Here is a 22,378-nt window from a genome sequence, read left to right on the forward strand (position 1 = left end):
CAACCGGTCAGGCAATGGGTCAGGCAATGGGTCAGGCAACGGGTCAGGTATCTGCACCGGCTGCGGTCGGGCGGGCAGCACGGGCGCGGCGGGCCGCCGGCCCGGGTCAGGCCGCCTGGACGGCACGGCGACCGGCGCAGCGTCCGGGACCGAGGCCGGGGCGCTTGGCAGGACCGGTGGCACGGACGCCGGGGCCACGGCCGGGTCCGCCTGCGCAGGGGCGCCTGGCCCCGCCTGGGGCACGCTCCCCGTGGGGCGGGACGACGGCGGCGGTGGCGCCGCGCGCGGCTTGGGCACAGGCCCGGTGGCCTGAGCCGCGGCCTGGGCCGTGACGGCGGGGGGCGGCGGCTGGACGTCGCCGGGGAGCGCACTGGGGATGTCCCTGGTGGTGCCGGCCGTATCGCCCGGTGTGGCGGCGGCCGCGGGGGCGGCGGCCGTCGGCACGGCAGCGATCTGGGGATCGGGGGCGTCTGGCGCCCGACTGGCGGCCTGAGGGGCGATCTTGTCGCCTGCCGTGCCGCTCGACCGGTCCGCCGCGTGGACGACACCCGGCGCCGTGTCCGACGGGGCCCCTGACGCGGCGCCTGGTGCGGCGCCTGGCACGGAGCCCGTTGCGGGGTTGCCGGCGCCTGCCGCGGAGGGCGCCGCTGCCGGCGCGCCAGACGCGGCAGCGGCCCCGGTGCCGGACGTTGCCGCGGGTGTGGCCGGGTTGGCGGTGCCGGTGGTGTCGTTGGTGTCGTTGGTGTCGTTGGTGTCGTTGGTGTCGGTGGACCTGGCAGGTGCTTCGCGTCCGTCTGCTGCTGCTGCTGCTGCTGCTGCGGGGGCCGGGGCGGGTTCGGACGCGGGCGCCGGCGCGGGCGCTGTGGTCTGGCCGTCGGCGGTCCCGGCGCCTTGCGGGCCGGTGTCGCGTGCCGGGGTGTCGGCGGCCGCAGGGCGCTGCACCTGTCCGCCGTGGCGGGCCACTTCGGCCTCCACGATGGCTTCGGCGGCTTGCACCTGGGCTTGGGTGGCCTCGATGTCACGGTTCACGCGGTCCACCTCGGCCTGGGCGGCATCAATGCCAGCTTGGGCCTGGTCGCGCAGCGCGGTCACTTGGGCGTGGGTGGCGGCCACCTCGGCGTCCAGGCGGGCCTCGCTGGTCAGGCTGGCGGCGCGCACGGCGTCGGCCGCGGCGGCGGCAGGCAGCAGTTCGGCTTGCAGCTGGGACTGGGTGGCCTCGGCCTCGGCCTGGGCGGTGTGCAGGGCGGCGCTGAGGTCGTCGACCACGGTGTTGGCGGGGGCGAGTTGGGCCTCCAGGGGGGCGGTGGCGTCGGCCGCGGCCTGTTCGCTGGCCTGCACGGCCTCGGCGGCGTGTTGGCGGGCGTCGGCCAGGCCGGCGTCGGCGCGGGTTTGCAGGGTGGGGGGCTCGGGCCAGTCGGGCGGGGTGGCGCTGGCCTGGGTCTGCAGCTGTTCGGCGGCCTGGGCCAGGGCGGTTTGGCTGGCGGTGTGCTGGGTTTGCACGGCGCTGGCCTGGGCGTTGGCTGCGTCGGCGCGGGCTTGCAGGGTGGCTTGGGCCTGCTCGCAGGTGCTGGCCCAGGCCGGGCCGGGGTCGGCGCCGGGATCGTCGGGGGGGGCGCAGGCGGCGCTGGCTTGGCTGTGCAGCGCGTCCCGGGCTTGTTCGGCGGCGGCGTCCAGGGCGTCGCCTCGGGCCTGGGCGTGGTCGATGAGGGCGCTGTGCAGGGTGTCGGCGGCGTCCGTGGGGTCGGCGCTGGGGGGGGCGTCCGCCGGGATGTCTTGGGGCGGGGCGGGCAGCAGCGCGTCCAGGCCCTCCAGGGCCTGGCGCTTGAGGTCGTCAATGCCCAGGTCGCCTTGGTCGAGCAGGCTCACCACCTGGTCGCGGGCTTGGTCCAGGGCGTCACGCAGGCGGGCCAGCAGCTGGTCCACCTGGTCCAGGGCTTGGGCGAGCAGGTCTTGCAGGGCGCGGGCGGGCTGCTGCACGGCGTCGGCCACCTGGGCCAGGGCGTCGGTCAGGCGGGCCTGGGTGTCGCGTACAGCCTGGGTGGGGGTGTCGATCTGTGCGGCCAGGGTGTCGAGCTGGCCGTGGGTGTGCTGCAGGCCTTGGTCCAGGCGGTCGCGCACAGGCTGGGTGAGTTGGGTGGGCAGGGCACGCACCTGGGCGGCCACGGCGTCCACCCGTTCGCGGGGCTGGGCGGCGGCCAGGGCTTGGTCCAGTGCGTTTTGCGCGGCGATGGGGATGGCGTCCAGCTGGGCGGCGGCGGCTTGGGCTTTCTCGCGCAGCTGGGCGGCCAGGGCGGAGAGGCGCTCGCCCCCTTGCACCAGCGCCGCTTGCAGTTGCTTGAGCACCCCCACCAGCTGCTCGATCACGCCTTGGAGCTGGGCGATGGCCTGGTCCAGCAGGCCGTTGAGCGCATCCACCGCCTGGCGGGCGGTGTTGAGCAGGGTGGTGGCGGTCTGCCCGGCCTTCTGGACCACGCTGCGGGCGCTGCTGATGGCGCTTTGCAGCTTGGGCAGCAGGGCCTTGACGCCCATGAACAGCACCCGCGCGGCCACCAGCGGCGGGCAGCGCAGCATATAGCGGGTGCACAGGTCGATGGCGTTGTCGCACAGCGCGCCGGCCTGCTTGAGCTCGGCGCTGGCCGCGGAGAGGGCGCCGTCGGCCTGCAGTACAAAACTCTCCACCCGCGACAGGATCATCTGCAGCAGCACATCGGCGGCGGTGATTTGCTCGCGCACGGGGTCGAGCTGGCGGGGCAGGTCGCGCAGTTGGGCAATCAGGGTGTCGATGTCGGCACCCAGCAGCACCAGCGCTTCTTTGAAGCCGGCCACGGCGGTGTCCACGCCGTCCATCACCTCGCTGACGGTTTGCTGCAGACCGGCCACGATCTCGCCCACGCGCCGCACCTGGGCTTGCAGCGCCTCGATCACCTGGGTGACGAGGGCGGCCACGGCATCCACCTGCACGGCAATGCCTTCGATCAGCGCGTCGGCCTGGTCCAGCGGGGTGGCCAGGGCGAGGCCGGCGTCGTCAATGCGGGCGTGCAGGCCCAGCAGCTCGGCTTGCAGGTCGGCCAGCAACTGCGCCAGCACATCGGCGCCGGCGTCGAGCTGCTGCTGCAGGGTGTTGAGCAGGCCCAGCACGCCGCCGGTGAGCTCGTTGGCCGCCGCCTGGGTGCCGTCGGCGGTGCGTTGCACGCCGGCGCGCAGGGTGTCGAGCAGGGTGTCCAGCGCCTCGCGTTCGGTTTGCACGGCTTGTCGCAGCATGTCCACCTCGCCGTGGGCCAGGGTGGCCAGGGCCTCGCAGGCCTGGGTGAGCTGCTCACGGGCGCGCAGCACGGCGTCGTCGCGGGCGCGCATCAAGGCGGGTTGCAACTGGTCGCGCACCTGTTGCTGCACCCAGTGGCGGGCGTGGGCGGGCAGGGCGTCCAGGGGGGGGGCGTCGCCCTGCACCAGCGCGGCTTGGCCGGCGGCCAGGCCTTGGCGGCGGGCTTCGGCCAGCGCCTGTTGCAGCAGCTGTTCACCCAAGTGGCGGGCGGTGGCCTGCTGGGTGCGGGCGAAGTCTTCGGCGCTGCGGCGGGCGCTCTGCGCCAGGTCGGTGGCCAGGGTGGCCAGGCGTGCGGGTAGGCCGCTGGCGTGGTTCAGCAGGGCTTGACCGCGCTCGGCGGCGGCGCTGGCTTGGGTGCGCAGGGCGGGCAGGTCGGGCACCGCCAAGCGGGCCAGCTCAGCGGGCATTTGTGTGGCGCGGCGGGCCAGGGCCTGGGCGTCAGTGGGCAGGGGTTGGAGGCCCTCGATCACCGGCTGCAGGCGCTGCGGCAGCGTGGCGGCGGTGCCGGCGATGTGTTGCAGGTCGGTGGCCAGCTGCTGGGCCACGCCGGCCAGGGCGTTCACCGTGGGGCGCGGGTCCAGCAGCGGGGCCAGCTTGGCCAGCTCGGGCGGGATGGCGGCCAGGCCGTTGCCCACGGTGCGGGCAGCGGTTTGCGCATCGCTGATGCCGGCGGCCAGCTCGCCGCCCAGCCGCGTCACACCCTGCTGCACCGCCTGGGCCACCTGGGTGGCGCCATCGTTCAAGGCGGTCTGGGTGCGGGTGACGAACTGCATCGGGCGGTGGGTGGGGTTCCAGGGGGCTGGGGTGGTCAGCCGCTCACAGGCTGTCGAGCGTGCTGCGCACCGCGGCGCTGCGTTCTTTGAGCGTGCCCTGGATCTCGGGCACCTTGTCGGGCGCCGGGGTGAGCGAGGTGCTGGCCGAGGCGATCTGGTCGATGCCGGTCTTCATCTGCGCGATGGATTCCTTGACCTCGGGCAGCACGCCGGCGCCTTCAACCTGCAGGTCTTCGAGTGCGGGCAGCAGCGGCGGCAGCACCGGAATGCTGGGCATGGCGCCCAGTGAGGGCAGGTTGGACAGCGCGCTGGACATGCCGCCTGCCGAGGCCGGGGCCAGGGTGAGCCGTCCGGCGGGCACCTGGCCGAAGGCGCTCTCGGCCACCACCAGGCCGCCGCGCCAGAGGGCCTCACCCAGCAGGGCAAAGATGTCGTCCGGTCGCAGCGCGGCCTGGCGCGCCGTCGAGGTGCCCAGGCGCTGGGCCACCCAGCGCAGGTCGGCCAGGGCGGCGGGGTCGCCACGCCAGAACTGCAGCCACTGGGCCGCCTCGTCCGGGCGCCCGAAACGCCGCCGCTGCAGACCGCTGTAGCCCGGCTCGCGCCACAGCGTGGCCGCGCTGCCGCCCAGCTCGGGCGGCAGGCCGCCGGTCTCGAACATCAGCACCCGCAGATGGTGCCGCCAGAGGGTCAGCAGGGGATGGCGCATGGCGGTCGGGCCGCCGCGGGGCAGGCCCCGGGCAGGGGAACGGGGCGAACCGCGTCCGCCCTGACCTGGTGATGATCGGCCGGTGTGGGGCCTGCTTGAGCGCCTGCAGGATCAGGTCTTGGGTGCGGGCCCGCCCGCACCCCAGCCGCACGCCAACCGCACCTCACACTGCACGCGCCCCAAACGCATCGGCAACGCGTTCACACCAGCACAAAGTCCTGCGCCGTGAGCGCGGTGCCCGGGTTGAGGGTGGCAAACAGCACGGCGCTGCCGCTGCCACTGCCATCGGCGTCGTAGTACAGCTGGCCGCCATCACTGTCGTAGACCAGGCGGTCGTCGGCGTCCATCGCCCGGCCGGCGGTGTTGGCCACAAATTGCCCGCTGGCCACGCTGCCGGTGCTGCCCCCACTGGCGTTGCGCAAGGTGGTGAAGACGAGGTGGTCGAGCTGCAGCGTGTCGTCCACGCTGCTGAAGTCGCTCAGGCGGTCGGCCTGCCCGGCGCCCAGCGGGCCGTCGAACACAAAGGTGTCCGAGCCCGCGCCGCCGGCCAGGGTGTCGGCGCCGCCGCCGCCCACCAGCCAGTCGTGGTCGGCCTCGCCGTTCAAGCGGTCGTTGCCGGCACCGCCGCGCAGGGTATCGGCCCCGGTGCCGCCGGTGAGCAGGTCATTGCCGTCGGCACCGCTCAGGCTGTCTTGGCCGTTGCCGCCGTTCAGGCTGTCGTGGCCGGCGCTGCCCAGCACGGTGTCATCGCCGCTGCCGGCGATCACCGATTCAATGCCCGTCAGCAGGTCAGTGCCCTCTCCGGTGCCGCTGGCGGTGCCGGTGCTCAGGTCGATCAGCGAGCTGGCAGCGCCGAACACGGCGGTGTCGCTGCCGGCAGACCCGCGCATGGTGTCATTGCCCGCGCCCCCTTCCAGACGGTCGCTGCCGTTGCCGCCGAGCAGGCTGTCGTGGCCGCTGCCGTCCAGCAGGGTGTCGTTGCCGTCTCCGCCGTCGAGGGTGTCGTTGCCCGCCGCGCCGTCGAGCAGGTCATGGCCGGTCAGCCCGGTCAGGCGGTCATGGCTGCCGGCGTCGATGGCATCGCCTCGCAGGCTGTCGTTGCCGGTGCCACCGCTCAGGCTCAGGTTGTCCAGCACGGCCTTCAGGTCCACGCTGAGCGCGGCGGTATTGGCCGAGAAGGCCTGCCCGTCGCTCACCTTGAACAGGATCTGCGCCACGGCGGTGCCGGCGTTGTTGTCTTGCGGCACGTAGCTCAATGCGCCGCTGCTGATCTGGGCGGCGCTGACGGTTTGGCCGGTGCCCAGGGCCGTGCCGTTCAGGCGCAGCTCGCCGCGCCCCTCCAGGCCCACGAACTGCAGGGCGGCCAGGCTGTCATGGTCGGCATCGCTGAAGCCGAACTGGCTCAGGGTGAGCACCAGCGCCGTGTCTTCCACCCCTTGCACGAGGCTGACCAGGGCCAGTGGGGCGTCGTTGGTGGAGGTGATGTGCACCGTCACGCTGCTGACGGCCAGACTGGCCCCGCCAGTACCTTGGGCGCCGGCGTTGCCGTCGTTGAAAGTCCAGCTCAGTTGCACCTGGGCGGGCGGGGTGTCAGAGAGGCAGCGGTAAGCCAGGCTTTGCAGCACGCCGTCCACCTGCGCCTGGGTGGCGCCGGCGGCAAATTGCAGCCGCAGCAGCCCGCCCTGCAGGTTGAGCACCGTGCCAACGGTCTGGCCGTCCCACACCAGCGCGCCGCCGTGGCTCAAGGCGCCCAGTGCCGAGCCCGCGGCGGCGCTGAAGGTGTCATCGGCCTGGGCGCCGCCTTGACGGGCGATCTGCAGCGTACTGCCGCCGTAGTCGCCACGGCCGGCGGCCAGCGCGGCCAGTTCGGTGTCCACCACGCGGGCCTCTGGGGCCAGGCGCACGTCCGCCCCGTCCTCGGTGAAACCGATCGGGGTGGTGCCAACGGTGTCGCGCACACCCCAGCCGGGGTCGGCCACGCCGTTGGCGCTGTAGCGGGCCATGGTGAACTGGGTCACGCCGTCCACCAGCGCCGTGCCCGCCAGCACGATGCGGCCGCTGGCGTCCACGCTCATGCCGCCCACGGCGGCGGTGCCGGAGGGCGCTTGCAGGCCGGTGTGCAGCACGCCGCCGGTGCCAAAGCTGCCGTCCAAGGTGCCGCTGCTGCTCAGGCGCAGCACCACCAGCTCGCCGTCTGATTCAGCGGCGACCAGCAGCTTGCCGCTGGCCAGCGCGATCACTTGGCGGGCCTGGTCCACCCCGTTGCTGAGCGAAAAGGTGGCCACCCCGTCTCCGGAGAAGCTGGTGTCCAGAGCGCCGCTGGCGGTGAAGCGTTCCACCAGGATGTCGCGGTCTGTGCTGGTGAGCAGCACGCTGCCCACCACCACGGGCTTCAGGTCGGCCTGCGCGGTGACGCCCAGCGCCATGCAGGGTTGGGTGAGGGGGTGGCTGGTGAGCAGGCCATCACCCGAGAAAGTGGTGTCCAGCGTGCCACTGGCGTTCAGGCGGGCCAGGGCCACCGAGTAGGTGCTGCCGCTCCAGCTGTAGCCCGCCAGCAGCAACTTGCCGTCGGCAGCGCGGGCCATGGCCAGGCCGTAGTCCGCCCCGCTGCTGGGCGAGACGTAGACCGTGCTCATGCCCGTGCCAGTGCTGCCCACCTTGTCCAGCGTGAAGTTCAGCGCCGAGCCGGTGGTGTTGGGCCGGCCCCAGCCGCCCAGCAGGTAGTTGCCGCTGGCATCGCGCAGGAAGTCGGTGCCGGCGTCGTGATCCGGGGTGAGGGAGTGCACGAACAGACCGTCGCTGGAGAAGCGGGTGTCCAGGGCGCCGTCGGTGCTCAGACGGGCCAGGAAGCTGTCGAGCTTGCCAGTGCTGCCTGCGGCGCTGCTGGAGGTGCCGCTGATGACAATGCGGCCATCGGGATCAATCTTCACGCGGCGGCCGATGTCCTCGCCGCTGCCTACGCTGAAGGTCATCACCCCGTCACCCGAGAAGCTGGTGTCCAGCGTGCCGTCGTTCAGGTAGCGGGCCACGCCGACATTGCCGGCGGTGGTGCCCACCACCACCAGCTTGCCGTCGGTTTGAACGGCCACATCCAGCGCGCGGCTGCCGGTGGCGCTGAAGGGGGTGTGGATCTGGCCGTCGCCGACGGTAAAGCGGGGGGCGGTGTTGAGGGGCATGGGCGCGAGGGGGGAGGCAGGAGAAGGTCATGCGCCAGCCCGGCCCCAGGTGAGGCCGTGGCGGAGCGACGGCTTAGCGCTTGGTTTCGGCCGCTTTTCAGCGGACTTGAGTGATCTGCGACAGCCGTACGTACGGCAGGCGCGCCGGCTCCCCCGGCCACCGGTCGCGGCGACAATACGCGCCCCGCGCTGCGGCGCTTCTGCTCTTGAGTCACTCCCATGTCCGTCCAATGGTTCCCCGGCCACATGCATGCCACGCGCAAGGCGATCACCGAGCGCATGAAGCAGGGCATCGATGTGGTGATCGAGCTGCTGGACGCACGCCTGCCGGGCTCCAGCTGCAATCCGCTGCTGGCCGAGCTGACCGCCGGCAAGCCCAGCCTGAAGGTGCTCAACAAGCAGGATCTGGCCGACGCCGACCGGACGGCGCGCTGGCTGGCCCACTACCGCGCGCAGCACGAGACCGGCGCCCTGGCGCTGGACGCCAGCGAGCGCGCGCCGGCGGCCCGCCTGGCCGAGGGCTGTCGCGCGTTGGCACCGCTGCGCGGCGGCATGGACAAGCCACTGCGTATCCTGATCTGCGGTGTGCCCAACGTGGGCAAGTCCACCCTGATCAACACGCTGGTGGGCAAGAAGGCCACCAAGACCGGAGATGTGGCGGGGGTGACGCGCAACGAGCAGCGCATCACGCTGGCCAGCGACGCCTACCTGTTTGACACCCCGGGCATGCTGTGGCCCAAGATCACGGTGCCCAAGAGCGGCTTTCACCTGGCCGCCAGCGGCGCGGTGGGCGCCAACGCCTACGACGAGCAGGAGGTGGCGCTGGAGCTGCTGGAAACCCTGCAGCCGCACTACGCCGCCGTGCTGCAGTCCCGCTATGGCCTCAAGGAGAGCCCCGAGGAGGTGGCGGCCCTGCCCAGCGAACGCCTGCTGGAGGCCATTGGCCGGCGGCGCAGCGCGGTGCGCGCCGGCGGTGTGGTGGACCTGCACAAAGCCGCCGAGGTGCTGATCGCTGACTTCCGTGCAGGCGCCATGGGCCGCATCACCCTGGAGACCCCCGAGGAGCTGGCCGCCTGGCGCGTGAAGGCTGAGGCCGAAGAGGCCGCCCGCCTGGCCCGCAAGCAGGCGCTGAAGGAGGCGGGCCTGATCCGGGTGCGCAAGCCCAAGGCCGAGCCGCAGGGGTGAGTCCCAGGGCGCCGGCAGGTGCCTTGGGGAGCCGCGGGCGTCAGTAGTCGGTGAAGTCGTAGCCGATCTGGACGGAGACCCAGGTCTTGCCGTGCTGGTCAAAGGCAGCCCGGTGGGCCCGGCCCACGTAGTCGCGGCCCACCAGGATTCCGGACTGCAGGCCGCGGCCGTTCTGGCTGTTGGGCTTGCGCGTCTCGAAGGTCAGGCCCCAGGCGGTGCTGAAGGCGGTGAGCTGCTCGGTCTGGGCATTTCCACCAGCGTCCTTGGAGCTGCCCGACACCACGCCCACACCTGCGGCGACGATAAACGAGGCGCTGCCGCCCAGCGCTTCGATGCGGCGGCCGAAATACGGGGCAATGGTGGCCGAGGGCGCCAGTTCCTTGGCCCCCATGTAGTACTTGAACGGTACCACCAGGGTGCCGTAGGTGTACCCACGGCGTAGGGCGCCGCTGGCGACCACGTCCTCTACCCGCACGGTCAGCCGGGTGGGCAGTTGGCCTGCCGAGTCCATGTCGGGGGCAGAACAGGAATAGAAGGGGGACTGGGGAGCGGCTACGGCGCTCAGTTCGGTGCCGTCCTCCGTCTGCGAGAGCACGCGGATGTGGGTCACATGCGGCGGAACCCCCTTCAGGGGCGTTGTCAGCTTCAGGCAATCCGACACGTAGTTGGTGCGGGCCGGTGGGTTCACGGTGGTGTCCACCACGCAGGTTTTGGTGGCGCTGCTGTACCGTACTTGGGGGCCACCGGGGCAGCGGGGTGTCTGGGCGACCACGGCGCAGGTGTTGGGGGTGGCGCTCTGGAAGGTGCCGCCGGCAGACGCGCACATTGCCTGGTTACCGTTGAGCTTGGCCTGCAGTGCCTCGGCGGGCATGCAGTTGCCGTCCTTGTTGGGGCTCCAGCCGGTTTCACAGGTCGGCTTGATGTCCTGCTCTGCCGCCCAGGCACCGGGTCCGGCCAGCAGGGTCGTGATCAGCAGGGCGGTACCGGCGGCGAACCGGGGGCGGGGGGACAGGGACATGGTGAACTCCTCGGGTGTGGGTCTGCAGGGCGCGCCAAACGGGCGACGGCCCCATTGCATCGCCGCCGCCCGGTCCGGCCCATCCTCCACCGGGCTCATGCCGAAGGGGGAGACCGCGGTTACCGCCGGTGAATTCACAAGCTTCCCCGGTGGTGGGAAGATCCGCCGACCCCTCCCCTGGACCGTGCCATGCGCCTGCTGCTCGTCGACGACCACACCCTGTTCCGTGAAGGCATGCGCCTGCTGCTGCAGCCGCTGGTGCAGCCCCTGGAGGTGGAGGAGGCGGGCAGCTGCGAGGAGGCCCTGGCCCGGTTTGAGGCGGGGGAGGCTTTTGACCTGGTGTTGATGGACCTGGCCCTGCCGGGGGCTTCGGGCATCCAGGGCATGGCTTGGCTCAAGGCGGCGCGGCCGGAGGTGAAGGTGGTGGCGCTGAGCTCATCGGATGACCGCGACAGCGTGCTGCGGGCCTTGGACGCTGGCGCCATGGGTTTCATCCCCAAGAGCTCCACCGGGCTGGTGATGCTGGCGGCGCTGCAGCTGGTGCTGGCGCGGGGCATCTACCTGCCGCCCAGCGTTTTTCTGCCCGGCGGGGTGGCCGCCCCGGTCGAGCTGCGGCCCACCGGGGCGGACGCAACGGGCAGCGCAGGTGCGGCCGACCGTGCCGATCCGGGACCAGGCACCGACGGGCCGGCGGTGGCGGCCCGTTTGGGCCTGTCGCCCCGCCAGGCCGAGGTGCTGGACCTGCTCTTGCAGGGCAAATCGGCCAAGCTCATCGCCCGGGATCTGGACCTGGGCCTGGCCACCGTCAAGACCCACACCACCGCGGTGCTGCGGGCCCTGAACGTGACCACCCGTACCCAGGCCATCGTGGCGGCCAGCCGCCTGGGCTGGCGTTTCAGCCGCTGACGGGCGGCGTCGCCGTCGGCGGGTTGGACGGGGCGTCCTGGACATGCGGCGGCAACAGCAGACACAGGGTCTCCAGCAGCCGGTCGGCCCCGACGGGTTTGTGCAGGACCGGCACGCCCAGGGCCAGGGCGCGGGCGGCGGTGGTGGCCGAGGTGTCAGCCGTCAGCAGCAGGGCGGGGGTGTCCTCGCCCGTGGCCTCGCGCAGGCGGGGCAGCAGGCTCAGCCCATCGGTCTCGGCAGCCAAGCCAGGCTGGGCCCGAGGGCCCAGCTGCAGGTCGGTCACCACCAGGTCGGGCGGGCGCAGGTGGCGGTCCAGCTCGGCCAGGGCGGCGTTGGCGCTGCCGGCGCAGGCCACCAGCGCGCCCCAGCGTTGGCACAGCACCTCCAGGGCCTGACGGTTGTCGGCGTCGTCGTCCACGACCAGTACAAAGGCGCCCCGCAGGCGGTCGACCGACGGCGTGAGGGCGGGGCCCGCAGGCAGCACCTCGTGGGCCTGCACCCGCGGCAGCAGCAGCTCGAAGCAGGCGCCGCGGCCTGGGGTCGAGCGCAGGGACAGCCGGTGGCCCAACAGTTCGGCGGTGCGCTGCACGATGGCCAGCCCCAGGCCCAGGCCCTGGGAGCCACCGGCTTGGGTGGTGCCCGCCTCAGGCGTGCCCAAGCGTACGAATTCTTCAAAGATGCGGGCCTGGTCGGCAGGGGCTACGCCCGGGCCGGTGTCCAGCACTTGCACGGCCAGCCCATCGCCACGGCGGCGCGCGCCCAGCAGCACCTGGCCGCCAGCGGGCGTGTAGCGCAGGGCGTTGCCCAGCAGGTTGACCAGGCAGCGCTCCAGCAGCGCCAGGTCACTGCGCACCAGGGCGCAGCATGGCGCCACGCGCAGCCGCAGCCGGGCGGCCTGAGCCTGGGGCTCGAACTGGCTTGCCAGCCGCTGCAGCAGTTCATGCAGGGCAAAGGTCTCCAGTCGGGGCTGGACCAGCCCCGCATCCAGCCGCGAGATGTCGAGCAGGCTGTTGAACAGCCGCTCCATCGCCTCCACCGAGGTGCCCAGCCGCCCCACCAAGGTCTGGACCTGGGCCGTGGCAGACTCACCGCCCCCTGCCGCCTCCAGGGCGGCCAGCCGGCTGCGCAGCACGCCCACCAGCAGGCCGATGGTGTGCATGGGCTGGCGCAGGTCGTGGCTGGCGGCGGCCAGGAATCGGGTCTTGGCCAGGCTGGCACGCTCGGCCGCGTCCCGCGCCTGGCTGAGCTGTTCGGTGCGCTGGGTGACCTGGGCCTCCAGTTGCTCGTAAAACGAGCCCAGGCGGCGGGCCATGGCGTTCAAGTCGTCAGCCAGCAGTTCCAGCTCGTCGCCGGTCTGGAGCGCCACCGGAGTGGAAAAGTCGCCCGAGGCGATGCGGGCGCTGGCCCGACGCAGCAGCAGGATGGGCGCGGCCAAGCGGCGGCCTTGCCACAGGCTGGCCAGCACGGCCAGCACTGCGGCCGCGCCCATCAGCAGGGCGGTGCGCTGCAGCGTGTCCAGCACCGGGGCCATCACGGTGTCGCGGGGCTGCTCCAGCACCAGCAGCCAGCCGGTCTCGGGCAGCTCCACCACGGTGTTGAGGGTGGGCCGGCCCTCCAGGTCCAGGCTGTCCTGCCCGGTGGGCAGGGGCCGGCCGGCGGCACGGGCGGCGCGGGCGGCGCGCAGGTCGGGACGGCCGTCCAGGCGGCGCTGGCGCAGCATTTCAATCTGCACCGGGTGCACGATCAGCCGGTCCTGGGCATCCACCAGCCAGGCCCGCCCGCCCAGGCGCTCGCCCACCCGGGTCAGGGTGTCGGCCACCAGGCGCAGGTGGACCACGGCGGTGGTGCGCACGCCGCCCTCGGCGCGGCCGGCGTCCACTTCGGCCACGCGGAGCTCCACCTGGGGGTCGGCGCCCTGGAAGAAGGGTTGGCCAAAACGCACCGGGCCGGCCACCGCCGCCTGGGTGGCGCCAGGGCGGCGCGGCAGGCGGCCCGGCCCCAGCAGATCCGGGGCGGTGCGCGAGACCTGGGCCAGCAGCCGGCCTTCGGGGTCGTGGGTGCGCACCTCCACCAGCGAGGTGTGCAGCACCAGCAGGCGCTGCAGTTCGTCGCGCAGGCGCTCGGGGCCGTAGCCGGGGGCTCCCCAGGGGAATTTGCCGCTGTCGCGCAGGGCGGCGGCCGGCCCCTGCAGGGCCTGCTCGATCTCGCGTGCGGCCGCATCGGCTTGGGCGGCCTGCAGTTGCACCGCCTGCCCGCGGCTCTGCTGGTAGGTGTGGAACATCTGCACTGCCCCCGACAGGGCCAGCAGCAGCACCGCCACCAGGCCGATCTGCAGGGCCCGGCGGCGCGCCAAGGGGGGCAGGGGGATCCAGGGCTGGATCATGGCGGGCGGCAGGCCGTTGGCCGCCCAGGCGGGGCGGGGTGGGATTGGGGGGCGTGGGCGCGGGCCATGGGCTCAGCGCAGCACCTCGTCGGCCAGTGCCACGACCGCCGGCTGCACCCGCAGCCCGCCCAGGTCGTAGTCGGCCCGCAGCGTCAGTCGGTGCCGACGCGGGCGCTCCAGCGGAATCTGTCGCAGGTCTTCGCCGTTGCAGGCCCGGGCGGCCAGGTCGGCCACCGCGTCATAGCTGAACTGGGTTTCCGCCTCGTAGGCCATCAGGCCGCCGGCGCGCACATCGTCGGCGCTGGCCGAGAGGTGGGGCAGGTGCCGGCTGCGCAGGGCGGCCAGCAGGTCGGCCTGGGCCAAGTAGGCGACATAGGTGGCTGGCAGGTACCAGGCCTGGGGGCGCCGGGACGCGGGCAGGGCATCCAGCTGGGAGAAGAGCTGTCGCAGGGCCGGTGCCGATTCCACCGCATGCACCTGCAGCGCCAGGCCCAGCCGGTGGGCCTGGAGGCGCAGGTCCTGGGCGCCCCGGGTTTCGGTCAACCAGGCCTCGTCGGCCAGCACTGCCACCCGCGACAGCTCGGGAAAGGCCCGGTGAAGCAGGCCCAGGCGCACGGCGTCGGCGGTGTCGTGCAGGTCTACTCCGGTCGCGGGCGCGCGCTGGCCGGGGTCACCCAGCAGGCCCAGGCGCCGGGGCTCCAGGAAGCTGGCAAACACCAGGGGCACTTGCGGGCCGTGGCGGCGCACCGCGGCGGCCGAATCGGCGGTCACCGCCACCACCAGATCGGGTGGCGCCGCCAGGTGCCGGCGCACGGCGGCATCCAGCGCCGCCAGGTGCGTGCCGTCCAGGGCGGCATGTTCCAGGCGGTGGCCGGTGCAGGCCGGCGGCGAACGTTGCGCCCAACGCTGGCGCGCATGCTGGTACAGGGGGTCGGCCGCAGCCTGCGTGGCGCCCAGCCACAGCAGGCGCGGCGGCTCCGCAGGGGCGCTGGCCGTCTGCCGCAGCAGTGGCAGCAGCGCCAGCAGGGCAGCCCAGCCCCAGCCCGATCGCGAGCGGCGCAGCACAGGGCGGCGGAGGGTGGTCGGCGGGTCCATGGCTGGCGCCGATTGTGTCGCCTGCGCAGGTCCGCCGCTGAACAGGACCATGGGGCGGCCTGCCCCCCGAGCCACAGGCAGGCAAACGCAAAGCAATGGAGCGATGAGCCATGAGTCAGACAAACCGTAAGCAGCAGCACCAAATGGAGGGGAGTTACTTCTGTTGGATGAAGCTGTGCCCCAGCCACGGCGCCGAGCCGGACGGGCCGTTGGGCGGCCCGCTGAAACCCATGGCGGGTGGCCGGCCACCGGTCCGTCTGGCGGGGGTGTTGCTGGGGGAGGATGCCAGCGCTGGCGGGGCTTCAGGGGCCGATCCAAAGCGCAGCTACAGCGTCGACGGCTGGTGGAGCTTGCCCCAGGCCTTTCCCATGGGCCTGCCGCCGGGCATGCAAGTGGACGTGATGCCCATGGTGCAAAGCAAAAAGGTGACGGAGAGCGACGACTGGGACGGAGGCGGAACCGACACCGACGACTCAGCACGTGCCAAGCACAAGCCCCAGGACAAGGTCATGGCGCTGGCGTGGATCGACACCGAGGAAGGGCGGGCCTGGCGCGCCGGCGCCATGGCCTGGTGGCCGGTCGAGTTCCGCGGCCGCCTGCGTGTGCCGCGCTCCACCCGCCGCGACCCGGACGAGGTGGCGCTGCCGAGGGAGCCCGAGTTGGGGAACGATGGGACATGGGGCCTTTTTGGCGGCTGGGCGGCCTGGGGCGAGGCGTACCGGGACGAGGTCAAGCGGCAGCCGGAGTTCTTGGGCCCCGCTGCCGACTGGAAGTGCATCGTGGAGCCGCTGAAGGAGCTGCTCGGGAGGCAGAACAAGTCCGCACAGGAGGGCGCGGTTCGCCAGGCGAGATGCCACCGCGCGGGGGCAACGCCGGCCATCCTGGCCCAGAACGGCAGCGTGTGGGATGCGATTGCCCCGGTGCTGGCGGTCGCCGGGGTGCAGCCGCATGCGCCGGAGCAGGCGCCCATGGCCGAATATTTGTGGCGCTCGTTGCAGGCCATGCGGCCGGTGCTGTTCTATGCCAAGGCGCATTTCAACCTGGCGCGACCCTTCTGGCAGGACGGCCATAGCACTCCGGCCACCGTCATCGCCATGCCGGCGCATCCCAGCTACCCCGCTGGTCATGCCGCTGCGGCCTACCTGGCGGCCCTGTTGCTGAAGGCCGCCGGCCGAGGTGATTGGGCCCGCCTGGTGAACGCGGTCGAAACAGTGGCCTTCAACCGCGTCATCGCCGGCGTCCATTACCCCATGGATGCCAACGCGGGGTTCATGTTGGCGGAGCGGGTGTTTGAGATGCTCAAGCAAAACGATGACTGGAAGACCTGTCTCCAGAAGGTGGCGAGGCAACAAAATGAACAGCAGGAGAACCTCCCGAGTCTGAAGCCCCATCTCGAGTTCTGAGCCGCAGGGGCTCAACTCCTTTCCGCTCAGGCCGAAAGCGCCAAGAGGGTGAAGGCGGGAGGGAGTGGTCCCATGTTTCACGGTGTGCAGGGTTGGATGCGCCGGTGGCGCATCCGCACCCGTTTGTTCTGGTTGGGCGGGCTGGGCGGCCTGGCGGTGCTGCTGGGCCTGGGCCTGGCGCTTTGGCTTGGCCAGGGCCTGACCGTGCTGAGTCAGCGGGTGTTCGTCTCCAAGGACGTGGTGGCCGACATCCTGCCGCCGCCGCTGTACCTGGTGGAGATGCGACTGGTGGTCTCGCAGGTGGCTGAAGGCAGCCTGCCCTTGGCGCAGGGGCGCACCGAGGTGGCCCGGCTGCGCCAGGAGTACGAGGCGCGGGCCACGTTTTGGCGTGAGCATCCGCCCCATGGCCTGGAGACCAGCCTGCTGGGCGCGCAGCACCGCGCAGGGCTGGCCTTTATGGACGGCGTGGCCCAGCTGCTGGCCTTGCCTGAAGAGCAGGCCCTGACCCAGCTGCGGGCGGGCCTGCCCGAGTTGCAGCGGCAGTACGCCGAGCACCGAGCGGGGGTGGACGAGACGGTGCGCCAGGCGACGGCGATGGCGCTGGCCGACATGGCGGCGTTTGAACAGATGGTGGCGCAGAGCCGGCAGGGATCCCTGCTGGCCGGTGGACTGCTGCTGGCGGCCGTGCTGGGCCTGGCCGGGCTGTTGGCCGCCACGGTGCTGGAGCCCCTGCGCCGCGCCGTGCGCGCGGTGCAGCAGGTGGCCGGGGGGGATCTGGCGGCGCCGGTGGACGTGGCTGGCGCGGACGAGTTGACCGACCTGGGGCGTGCGCTGCAGGCCATGCAGCAGGAGCTGGCGACCATGGTGCAGCATGTGCAGCGGGATGCACAGCAGGTGGCGGTGGCGTCGGAGCAGATTGCCACGGGCAATCGCGAGCTGAAGATCCGCACCGAGTCACAGGCCGGCGCGGTGCAGGAGACGGCCGCCATCATGGAAGAGCTGCACTGCACCCTGAACGCCAGCGCCGACAACGCCCGCCAAGTGTGCAGTCTGACCCAGCAGGCCTCCGCCATGGCCAGCCGCGGCGGTGAGGTGGTGGGGCAGGTGGTGGGTACCATGCAGGGCATTCAGGACGCGTCCCGGCGCGTGGGGGACATCCTGGGCGTGATTGACGGTATCGCCTTCCAGACCAACATCCTGGCGCTCAACGCGGCGGTGGAGGCGGCCCGCGCCGGCGAGGCGGGTAAGGGCTTTGCCGTGGTGGCGTCCGAGGTGCGCATGCTGGCCGGGCGCAGCGCCGAGGCCGCACGGGAGATCAAGCGGCTCATGCACGACAGCAGTGAGCGGGTGGAGCGGGGCGGGGCGCTGGTGGAGGCCGCCGGCGCCGCCATGGGCGATATCGTGCGGGCCATCCAGCAGGTCAATGAGCGGGTGGTGCAGATCAGCGACGCGAGCCTGCAGCAGAATGCCGGCGTGGCACAGATGGGCGTCTCCATCGACAACCTCAACGCTGCTACGCAGCAGAACGCGGTGATGGTGGAGCAGGCCGCCTCGGCGACGATGAGTCTGCATGGGCAGGCCGACGGGTTGGTGCAGTCGGTGGCGCGTTTCAGGCTGCAGGGGCAGGGGGAACACGCCGATTGACTGTCCCGATTGACCGGACCGCCCGTCTCAGCATGTGGCGGCCGCGCGTGTACCTCATTCCGCCTGGTAGACGCGTACGGCGCCGTACAGCGAGATCGCCATCAGGCCGGGCAGGTCTCCTTCACCAAAGAACTGCGCGTTGCGGGGCGCATCCTTGCTGAGCAGGCGCCAGTCGCCGCCCTCAGTCCGGTAGAGGTAGTTGGCGTCGGCCGCGCTGTTGTTTCCCCACCGCAGGGACAGCCAGATCCGCCCGCGGCGGTCTGCATACAGCGACGTGGGGCCGCCATAGGCATTGGAGGCGCCGTCCACCGAACGCGGCAGGCTGGGCATGCGCGGCCCGGCCACGCGCTCTGGGGTGGCGCTGCCGGCGGGCAGCCGCCACAGCTCGATTTGAAAGCCCGTGAGATCGGTCAGATTGAGCCAGTAGTAGTGGCCGCTGCGGTCGGGCAGGCCGTAGCGGAAGGTGGCGCAGCCTTCGGACATCGACGGGGCATCGCAGCCGGCGATGACCGTGGTGGTGTGGGCCACGGGGTCCACCTCCACCAGGCCGCGACGGTCTTCCCAGGTCAGCAGGCGGCCGGTGGCGGTCATGTGCACCGGACGGATGCCGGCCCAGGGCAGGGGGGCCGAGCCCAGCAGTGACCAACCGCCCCCTTCAGGCGCGGCGTAGAACACCCCCACGCCGGTGCTCGTCTCGCGGCTGTAGGCCACATGCTGGCCATCCAGACGTTTGCCCAGGTAGATCACGGTGCCCGCCGCCGGCGCCGGCAGCAGCGGGGTCCAGCCGGTGTCGTCCAGGCGGCTCAGTTGACCGTAGGTGCTCTGGCCGTAGACGCGGTGGTCGGGCTGTGGGGCGCTGAAGCTGCGCATGTCGGGCGTGACCGCCTCCCAGCTGGTGCCGCCCGGCGGCAGGCGGAACTGGCTGCCCACGATGCTGGGGTTGCTCAGCAGGTGGTAGTGGCCCCCGGGCGAGCGGGCGGCGTACTGCCCTGGGGCACCGGGGGCGCCCTGCAGCGGCAGTTCCCGCAGCTTCAGGCCGCCGTCGTCGTCGCCACCACCACCACCGCAGCCGCTCAGCGCCAACATCAGGCTGAGCACCAGTGCTAAGGCCCCTTGCCGGGGGAGCTGGGCTCGCCACGGCGACGGCAGGCCATCGTCTGCGCAGGCTGCAACGGGCTTGCCAAAGGCGGCAGCAGAGGGGGCAAGGGCGGACATGGGCAAGCTCCGGAGTCTGGGCGGAGCATCGCCGCCGCGGACATGCGGCAAGTCTGGGGCCCAGCCTGTAGTGGGGTACGCAGCGTGCGGGCGGCAAACAGCTCGTCCCTCGGCCTATGACCCGGCTTGGCAAGTCCCTGCGGCGCTGGGGGCGGGCGGTGGCACCCTCAGGTGCCGATCACGCCCCCATCGTCCTTGGTGATCACCACCGTGGCCGACCGCGGTCGCCCGGCCAGCGGGCCGTCCGGCCAGCGTGAAACCTTGAGCGGCTGGTCCGGGTCGGAGCGTTCGCTGGACGGCTCTCCCGGGTGCTGGATATTGACGAACATCGTGCGCAGGTCCGGGGTGGCGGCGATGCCCGTCACCTCACAGCCATGCGGGCCGACGAGGAAGCGGCGCACCTCACCGGTGGCCGGGTGGCAGGCCAGCATCTGGTTGTTGGGCAGGTTGGCATAGTCGCCCCGGCCCAGGGTGCTGGTGGAGGCATCGGTCTGGATCCAGATCACGCCGCGTGGATCGACCCAGAGCCCGTCGGGGCTGCCGAAGGCATCGCCCTGGACGTTGCCCCGGGCGTCGGCGCGGGCCAGCGTGGGGTCTCCCGCCAGCACCAGGTGGCGCCAGCGGAAGGTGGTCCCCCCCAGGCCGCCGTCCTCCTGCCAGCTGATGATCTGGCCCATGGTGTTCTGGGCACGCGGGTTGGCGGCGTCCACGCCCGGTGCGTCCTTGACGCCGCGGCTGCTGTTGTTGGTCAGTGTGCAGAACACCGTGCCGGTGGCCGGGTCCACGGCGGTCCACTCCGGTCGGTCCATGCGGGTGGCCCCCAGCAGGTCGCTGGCCTGGCGGGTCTTGATCAGCACTTCGCCCTGGCTGTCAAAGCCCTGTGCGGTGGTCAGCGGCCCCTGGCCGTGCACCAGCGGCAGCCAGACACCGCGACCGTCGGCGTCAAAACGGGCCACGGACAAGGTGCCGTGGTCGAGCAGCTCCCGGTTGGCGGCCAGGCCGCCGGGGCGCACCCGGTCGCGACTCACGAAGCGGTAGAGGTACTCGAAGCGGGCGTCCTCGCCCATGTAGACGGCCACCCGGCCGTCGGCCAGCGGGACCACGGTGGCCCCTTCGTGGGCGGCACGGCCCAGCGCGGTGCGCTTGACCGGCACGCTCTGCGGGTCCAGCGGGTCGATCTCCACCACCCAGCCGTGGCGGTTGAACTCGTGGGGCTCGCGGCGGGCGTCAAAGCGGGGCTCGTGCTCGTGCCAGCGGTACAGGGCGCCATTGCCCTTCTTCAGTCCCCAGCGCTTCTGGTGGGCGTCGGGCGTGTCCGGCCCCTCGAAGTAGTTGACGAAGTTTTCTTCACAGGTGAGGTAGGTGCCCCAGGGGGTCTGGCCGTTGGCGCAGTTGTTGAAGGTGCCCAGCACCTGGGTGCCGCTGGGGTCGGCCGTGGTGCGCAGCAGCGGATGGCCGGCGGCCGGGCCGCTCAGCCGCATGGGCGTGGTGGCGGTGATGCGGCGGGCGTAGCGCGAGGGCAGCACCGTGCGCCAGCCTGCACCGTCGCGCTCCACCTCAATGACCGAGACGCCGTGTGCGGCCATGCTCTTGGCCACCTTGTCAGCGTTCCAGGTCTTCATGCCGTCGGTGTGCAGCAGGCCGTCGTCCACGTACTCGTGGTTCAGGGCCAGCAGGCCCCGCGCCGAGCCGGCCAGCGCAAAGAAGGCCATGCCGTCATGGTGCATGCCGGCTTGCAGCGCCTGGTCGGCCGCGTTGTTGCCGGCGTCCGGCTGAAAGGCCGGTTGTCCGGCGGCCAGGCCGGTAGGGTCGCCCCAGCGGTAGAGCACCTGGGCGCGGTAGCCCGGCGGCACGCTCACGCTGTCCTGCGCACGCATCGGCACGCTCTGGAAGCCCAGCAAGGGGCCATCGGAGGCGGCGGCGCTGGCAGCCGGGCTGGCGCAGCCCGCCAGGCCCCAGGTGCCCAGCAGGCCGGACAGGGCGGCCCCCAGCCCCCCTTGCAGGAGCTGGCGCCGCGCCGGGGCGGACACCGCCTCCAGGCAGGGCGTCTGCCCGGGGTTGGAGTGTTCGAGGGTGTCGAAGGGCTTGGACATCGTGGCTCCGTGGGGTGGGGGTCGGGCAGGGGGCGCCCGCGGCCGCGTTGCGCGGATGTTGGGCCGAGGGCATGAAGGGACGGTGACAAGGCCATGCCCCCGGCAGGGTGCCAAACGGCCACGGCGCCTGACATGCCGGATTCATCCCCCGCTCCTACCGTGCCTGGCGGGTGAATCGTGATTTTCATCACGTTCATACCCGCCCCACCCCGCCCTGGAGTCCACGATGTCGCTGCTTCGCCAAACGTTCTCCGGCCTGCTGCTGGCCGCCCTGACCGGCCCGCTGCTGGCCGCCCCCGCCCAGCTGGGCCCGCGCCCTTTCTTCCTGGTCGACGACATGGCGCCCAGCCTGCTGCGCCAGGAGCTGCGGGCCTGTGCGCGCCAGACGCAGCAGTACACCCGCCGCGACTTGGCCATCGGCCACCGTGGCGCCCCGCTGCAGTTCCCGGAGCACACCCGCGAGTCCTACCTGGCGGCGGCCCGCTCCGGCGCCGGCATCCTGGAGTGCGACGTGGCCTTCACCAAGGACAAGGAGCTGGTGTGCCGCCATGCCCAGAACGACCTGCACACCACCACCAACATCCTGGCCACCCCGCTGGCGGCCAAGTGCACCACGCCTTTTGAGCCGGCCACCTTCGATGCCACCGGCAAGCTGCTGACGCCGGCCCGGGCCGAGTGCCGCACCAGCGACATCACCCTGGCCGAGTTCCGAACCCTGCGCGGGAAGATGGACGCCTCCAATCCGGCGGCTCGTACCGTGGCCGAGTACCTGGGCGGCACCCCGTCCTTCCGCACTGACCTGTACGCCGGCCCCAGCAGCGGCACCTTGATGACCCATGCCGAGAGCATCGCGCTGTTCAAGCGCCTGGGCGTGAAGATGACGCCGGAGCTGAAGTACCCGGTGGTGGCCATGCCTTTCGACGGCTTCACCCAGGAGGCCTACGCCCAGAAGCTGATCGACGAATACCGCGCCGCGGGCGTGCCGCCGTCCGATGTCTTCCCGCAGTCCTTCCACCAGCCGGACGTGCTCCACTGGATCCAGCACAACCCGGCCTACGGCCAGCAGGCCGTGTTCCTGGATGACGCCAACACCGTGGCCGACCTGCCCACCCGCGAACAGCTCAAGGCCTACAAGCGTGCGGGCATCCACATCTGGGCACCGCCGACCTTTGCCTTGCTGACCACCAACGCCCAGGGCCGCATCGTGCCTTCGCAGGCCGCCAAGGACGCCCGCGCCGCCGGCCTCAAGCTCATCACCTGGACCCTGGAGCGCAGCGGGGTGCTGGCCGATGGCAACAACGGCTTCTATTTCCAGACCATCGACAGCGCGATCACCCGCGAAGGGGACGTGATGAACGTGATCGATGTGCTGGCGCGCGAGGTGGGGGTCATCGGCATCTTCAGCGACTGGCCGGCCACGGTGAGCTTCTACGCCAACTGCAAGGGTCTGCCCTGAGCG

Annotated in this window: 12 protein-coding genes and 1 pseudogene; 5 read left to right on the forward strand and 8 right to left on the reverse strand. The window is 72.1% G+C overall.

All coding sequences use genetic code 11. From position 1 onward, the window contains the following. The 3 genes and pseudogenes from G3A44_RS24150 to G3A44_RS17565 all read right to left on the reverse strand — a co-directional run. A pseudogene (locus G3A44_RS24150) lies at window positions 1-4,095 on the reverse strand (hypothetical protein); the annotation flags it as partial. A gap of 43 nt (window positions 4,096-4,138) precedes the next feature. Next, window positions 4,139-4,801, reverse strand: a complete 663-nt coding sequence (locus tag G3A44_RS17560) for a hypothetical protein (RefSeq protein ID WP_163459056.1) — start codon at window positions 4,799-4,801, stop codon at window positions 4,139-4,141. A 200-nt stretch (window positions 4,802-5,001) separates the two neighbouring features. Beyond that, entirely contained in the window at window positions 5,002-7,977 is a 2,976-nt protein-coding gene (locus G3A44_RS17565; RefSeq protein WP_163459057.1) for an Ig-like domain-containing protein, read from the reverse strand. 219 nt (window positions 7,978-8,196) lie between these two features. On the opposite strand from G3A44_RS17565, the gene ylqF reads away from it, so the two are divergent. After that, on the forward strand, window positions 8,197-9,162 hold the full coding sequence (gene ylqF, locus G3A44_RS17570) for a ribosome biogenesis GTPase YlqF (protein WP_163459058.1): 966 nt from the start codon (window positions 8,197-8,199) through the stop codon (window positions 9,160-9,162). Window positions 9,163-9,202: 40 nt separating this feature from the next. Here ylqF and G3A44_RS17575 read toward each other — a convergent pair whose 3' ends face one another. Next, window positions 9,203-10,180, reverse strand: coding sequence for a hypothetical protein (locus G3A44_RS17575; RefSeq protein ID WP_163459059.1), 978 nt, complete (start codon window positions 10,178-10,180; stop codon window positions 9,203-9,205). Window positions 10,181-10,369: 189 nt separating this feature from the next. On the opposite strand from G3A44_RS17575, the gene G3A44_RS17580 reads away from it, so the two are divergent. Beyond that, complete coding sequence (locus G3A44_RS17580; protein WP_163459060.1) at window positions 10,370-11,086, forward strand: response regulator transcription factor; 717 nt, start codon at window positions 10,370-10,372, stop codon at window positions 11,084-11,086. On the opposite strand, the gene G3A44_RS17585 is transcribed toward G3A44_RS17580, so the two are convergent. Continuing rightward, window positions 11,076-13,469: an ATP-binding protein gene (locus G3A44_RS17585; protein WP_163459061.1), complete on the reverse strand. Its 2,394-nt coding sequence runs from the start codon at window positions 13,467-13,469 to the stop codon at window positions 11,076-11,078. The genes G3A44_RS17580 and G3A44_RS17585 overlap by 11 nt on opposite strands. A 72-nt stretch (window positions 13,470-13,541) precedes the next feature. Continuing rightward, window positions 13,542-14,564 (reverse strand): ABC transporter substrate binding protein, encoded by a 1,023-nt coding sequence (locus G3A44_RS17590; protein WP_163459062.1) that lies wholly within the window; start codon window positions 14,562-14,564, stop codon window positions 13,542-13,544. Between the two features lie 386 nt (window positions 14,565-14,950). Between G3A44_RS17590 and G3A44_RS17595 the strand changes: the two genes are divergently transcribed. After that, window positions 14,951-15,967 carry a phosphatase PAP2 family protein gene (locus G3A44_RS17595; protein WP_163459063.1) on the forward strand — a complete coding sequence of 339 codons (1,017 nt, stop codon included), beginning with the start codon at window positions 14,951-14,953 and terminating at the stop codon, window positions 15,965-15,967. Between the two features lie 72 nt (window positions 15,968-16,039). Then, the gene (locus G3A44_RS17600; RefSeq protein ID WP_163459064.1) at window positions 16,040-17,611 is read left to right on the forward strand and encodes a methyl-accepting chemotaxis protein; all 1,572 of its coding nucleotides are present in this window, start codon (window positions 16,040-16,042) and stop codon (window positions 17,609-17,611) included. Between the two features lie 54 nt (window positions 17,612-17,665). Here G3A44_RS17600 and G3A44_RS17605 read toward each other — a convergent pair whose 3' ends face one another. Then, entirely contained in the window at window positions 17,666-18,826 is a 1,161-nt protein-coding gene (locus tag G3A44_RS17605) for a hypothetical protein (protein ID WP_163459065.1), read from the reverse strand. Between the two features lie 167 nt (window positions 18,827-18,993). Next, window positions 18,994-20,919: a PhoX family protein gene (locus G3A44_RS17610; protein WP_163459066.1), complete on the reverse strand. Its 1,926-nt coding sequence runs from the start codon at window positions 20,917-20,919 to the stop codon at window positions 18,994-18,996. A 226-nt stretch (window positions 20,920-21,145) separates the two neighbouring features. Here G3A44_RS17610 and G3A44_RS17615 point away from each other — a divergent pair, with 226 nt between their 5' ends. Continuing rightward, window positions 21,146-22,375 (forward strand): glycerophosphodiester phosphodiesterase family protein, encoded by a 1,230-nt coding sequence (locus G3A44_RS17615; protein WP_163459067.1) that lies wholly within the window; start codon window positions 21,146-21,148, stop codon window positions 22,373-22,375. The last annotated feature ends 3 nt before the right edge of the window (window positions 22,376-22,378 follow it).

Origin of the sequence: Ideonella livida (assembly GCF_010499455.1) — a bacterium.
Classification (GTDB): domain Bacteria; phylum Pseudomonadota; class Gammaproteobacteria; order Burkholderiales; family Burkholderiaceae_C; genus Ideonella; species Ideonella livida.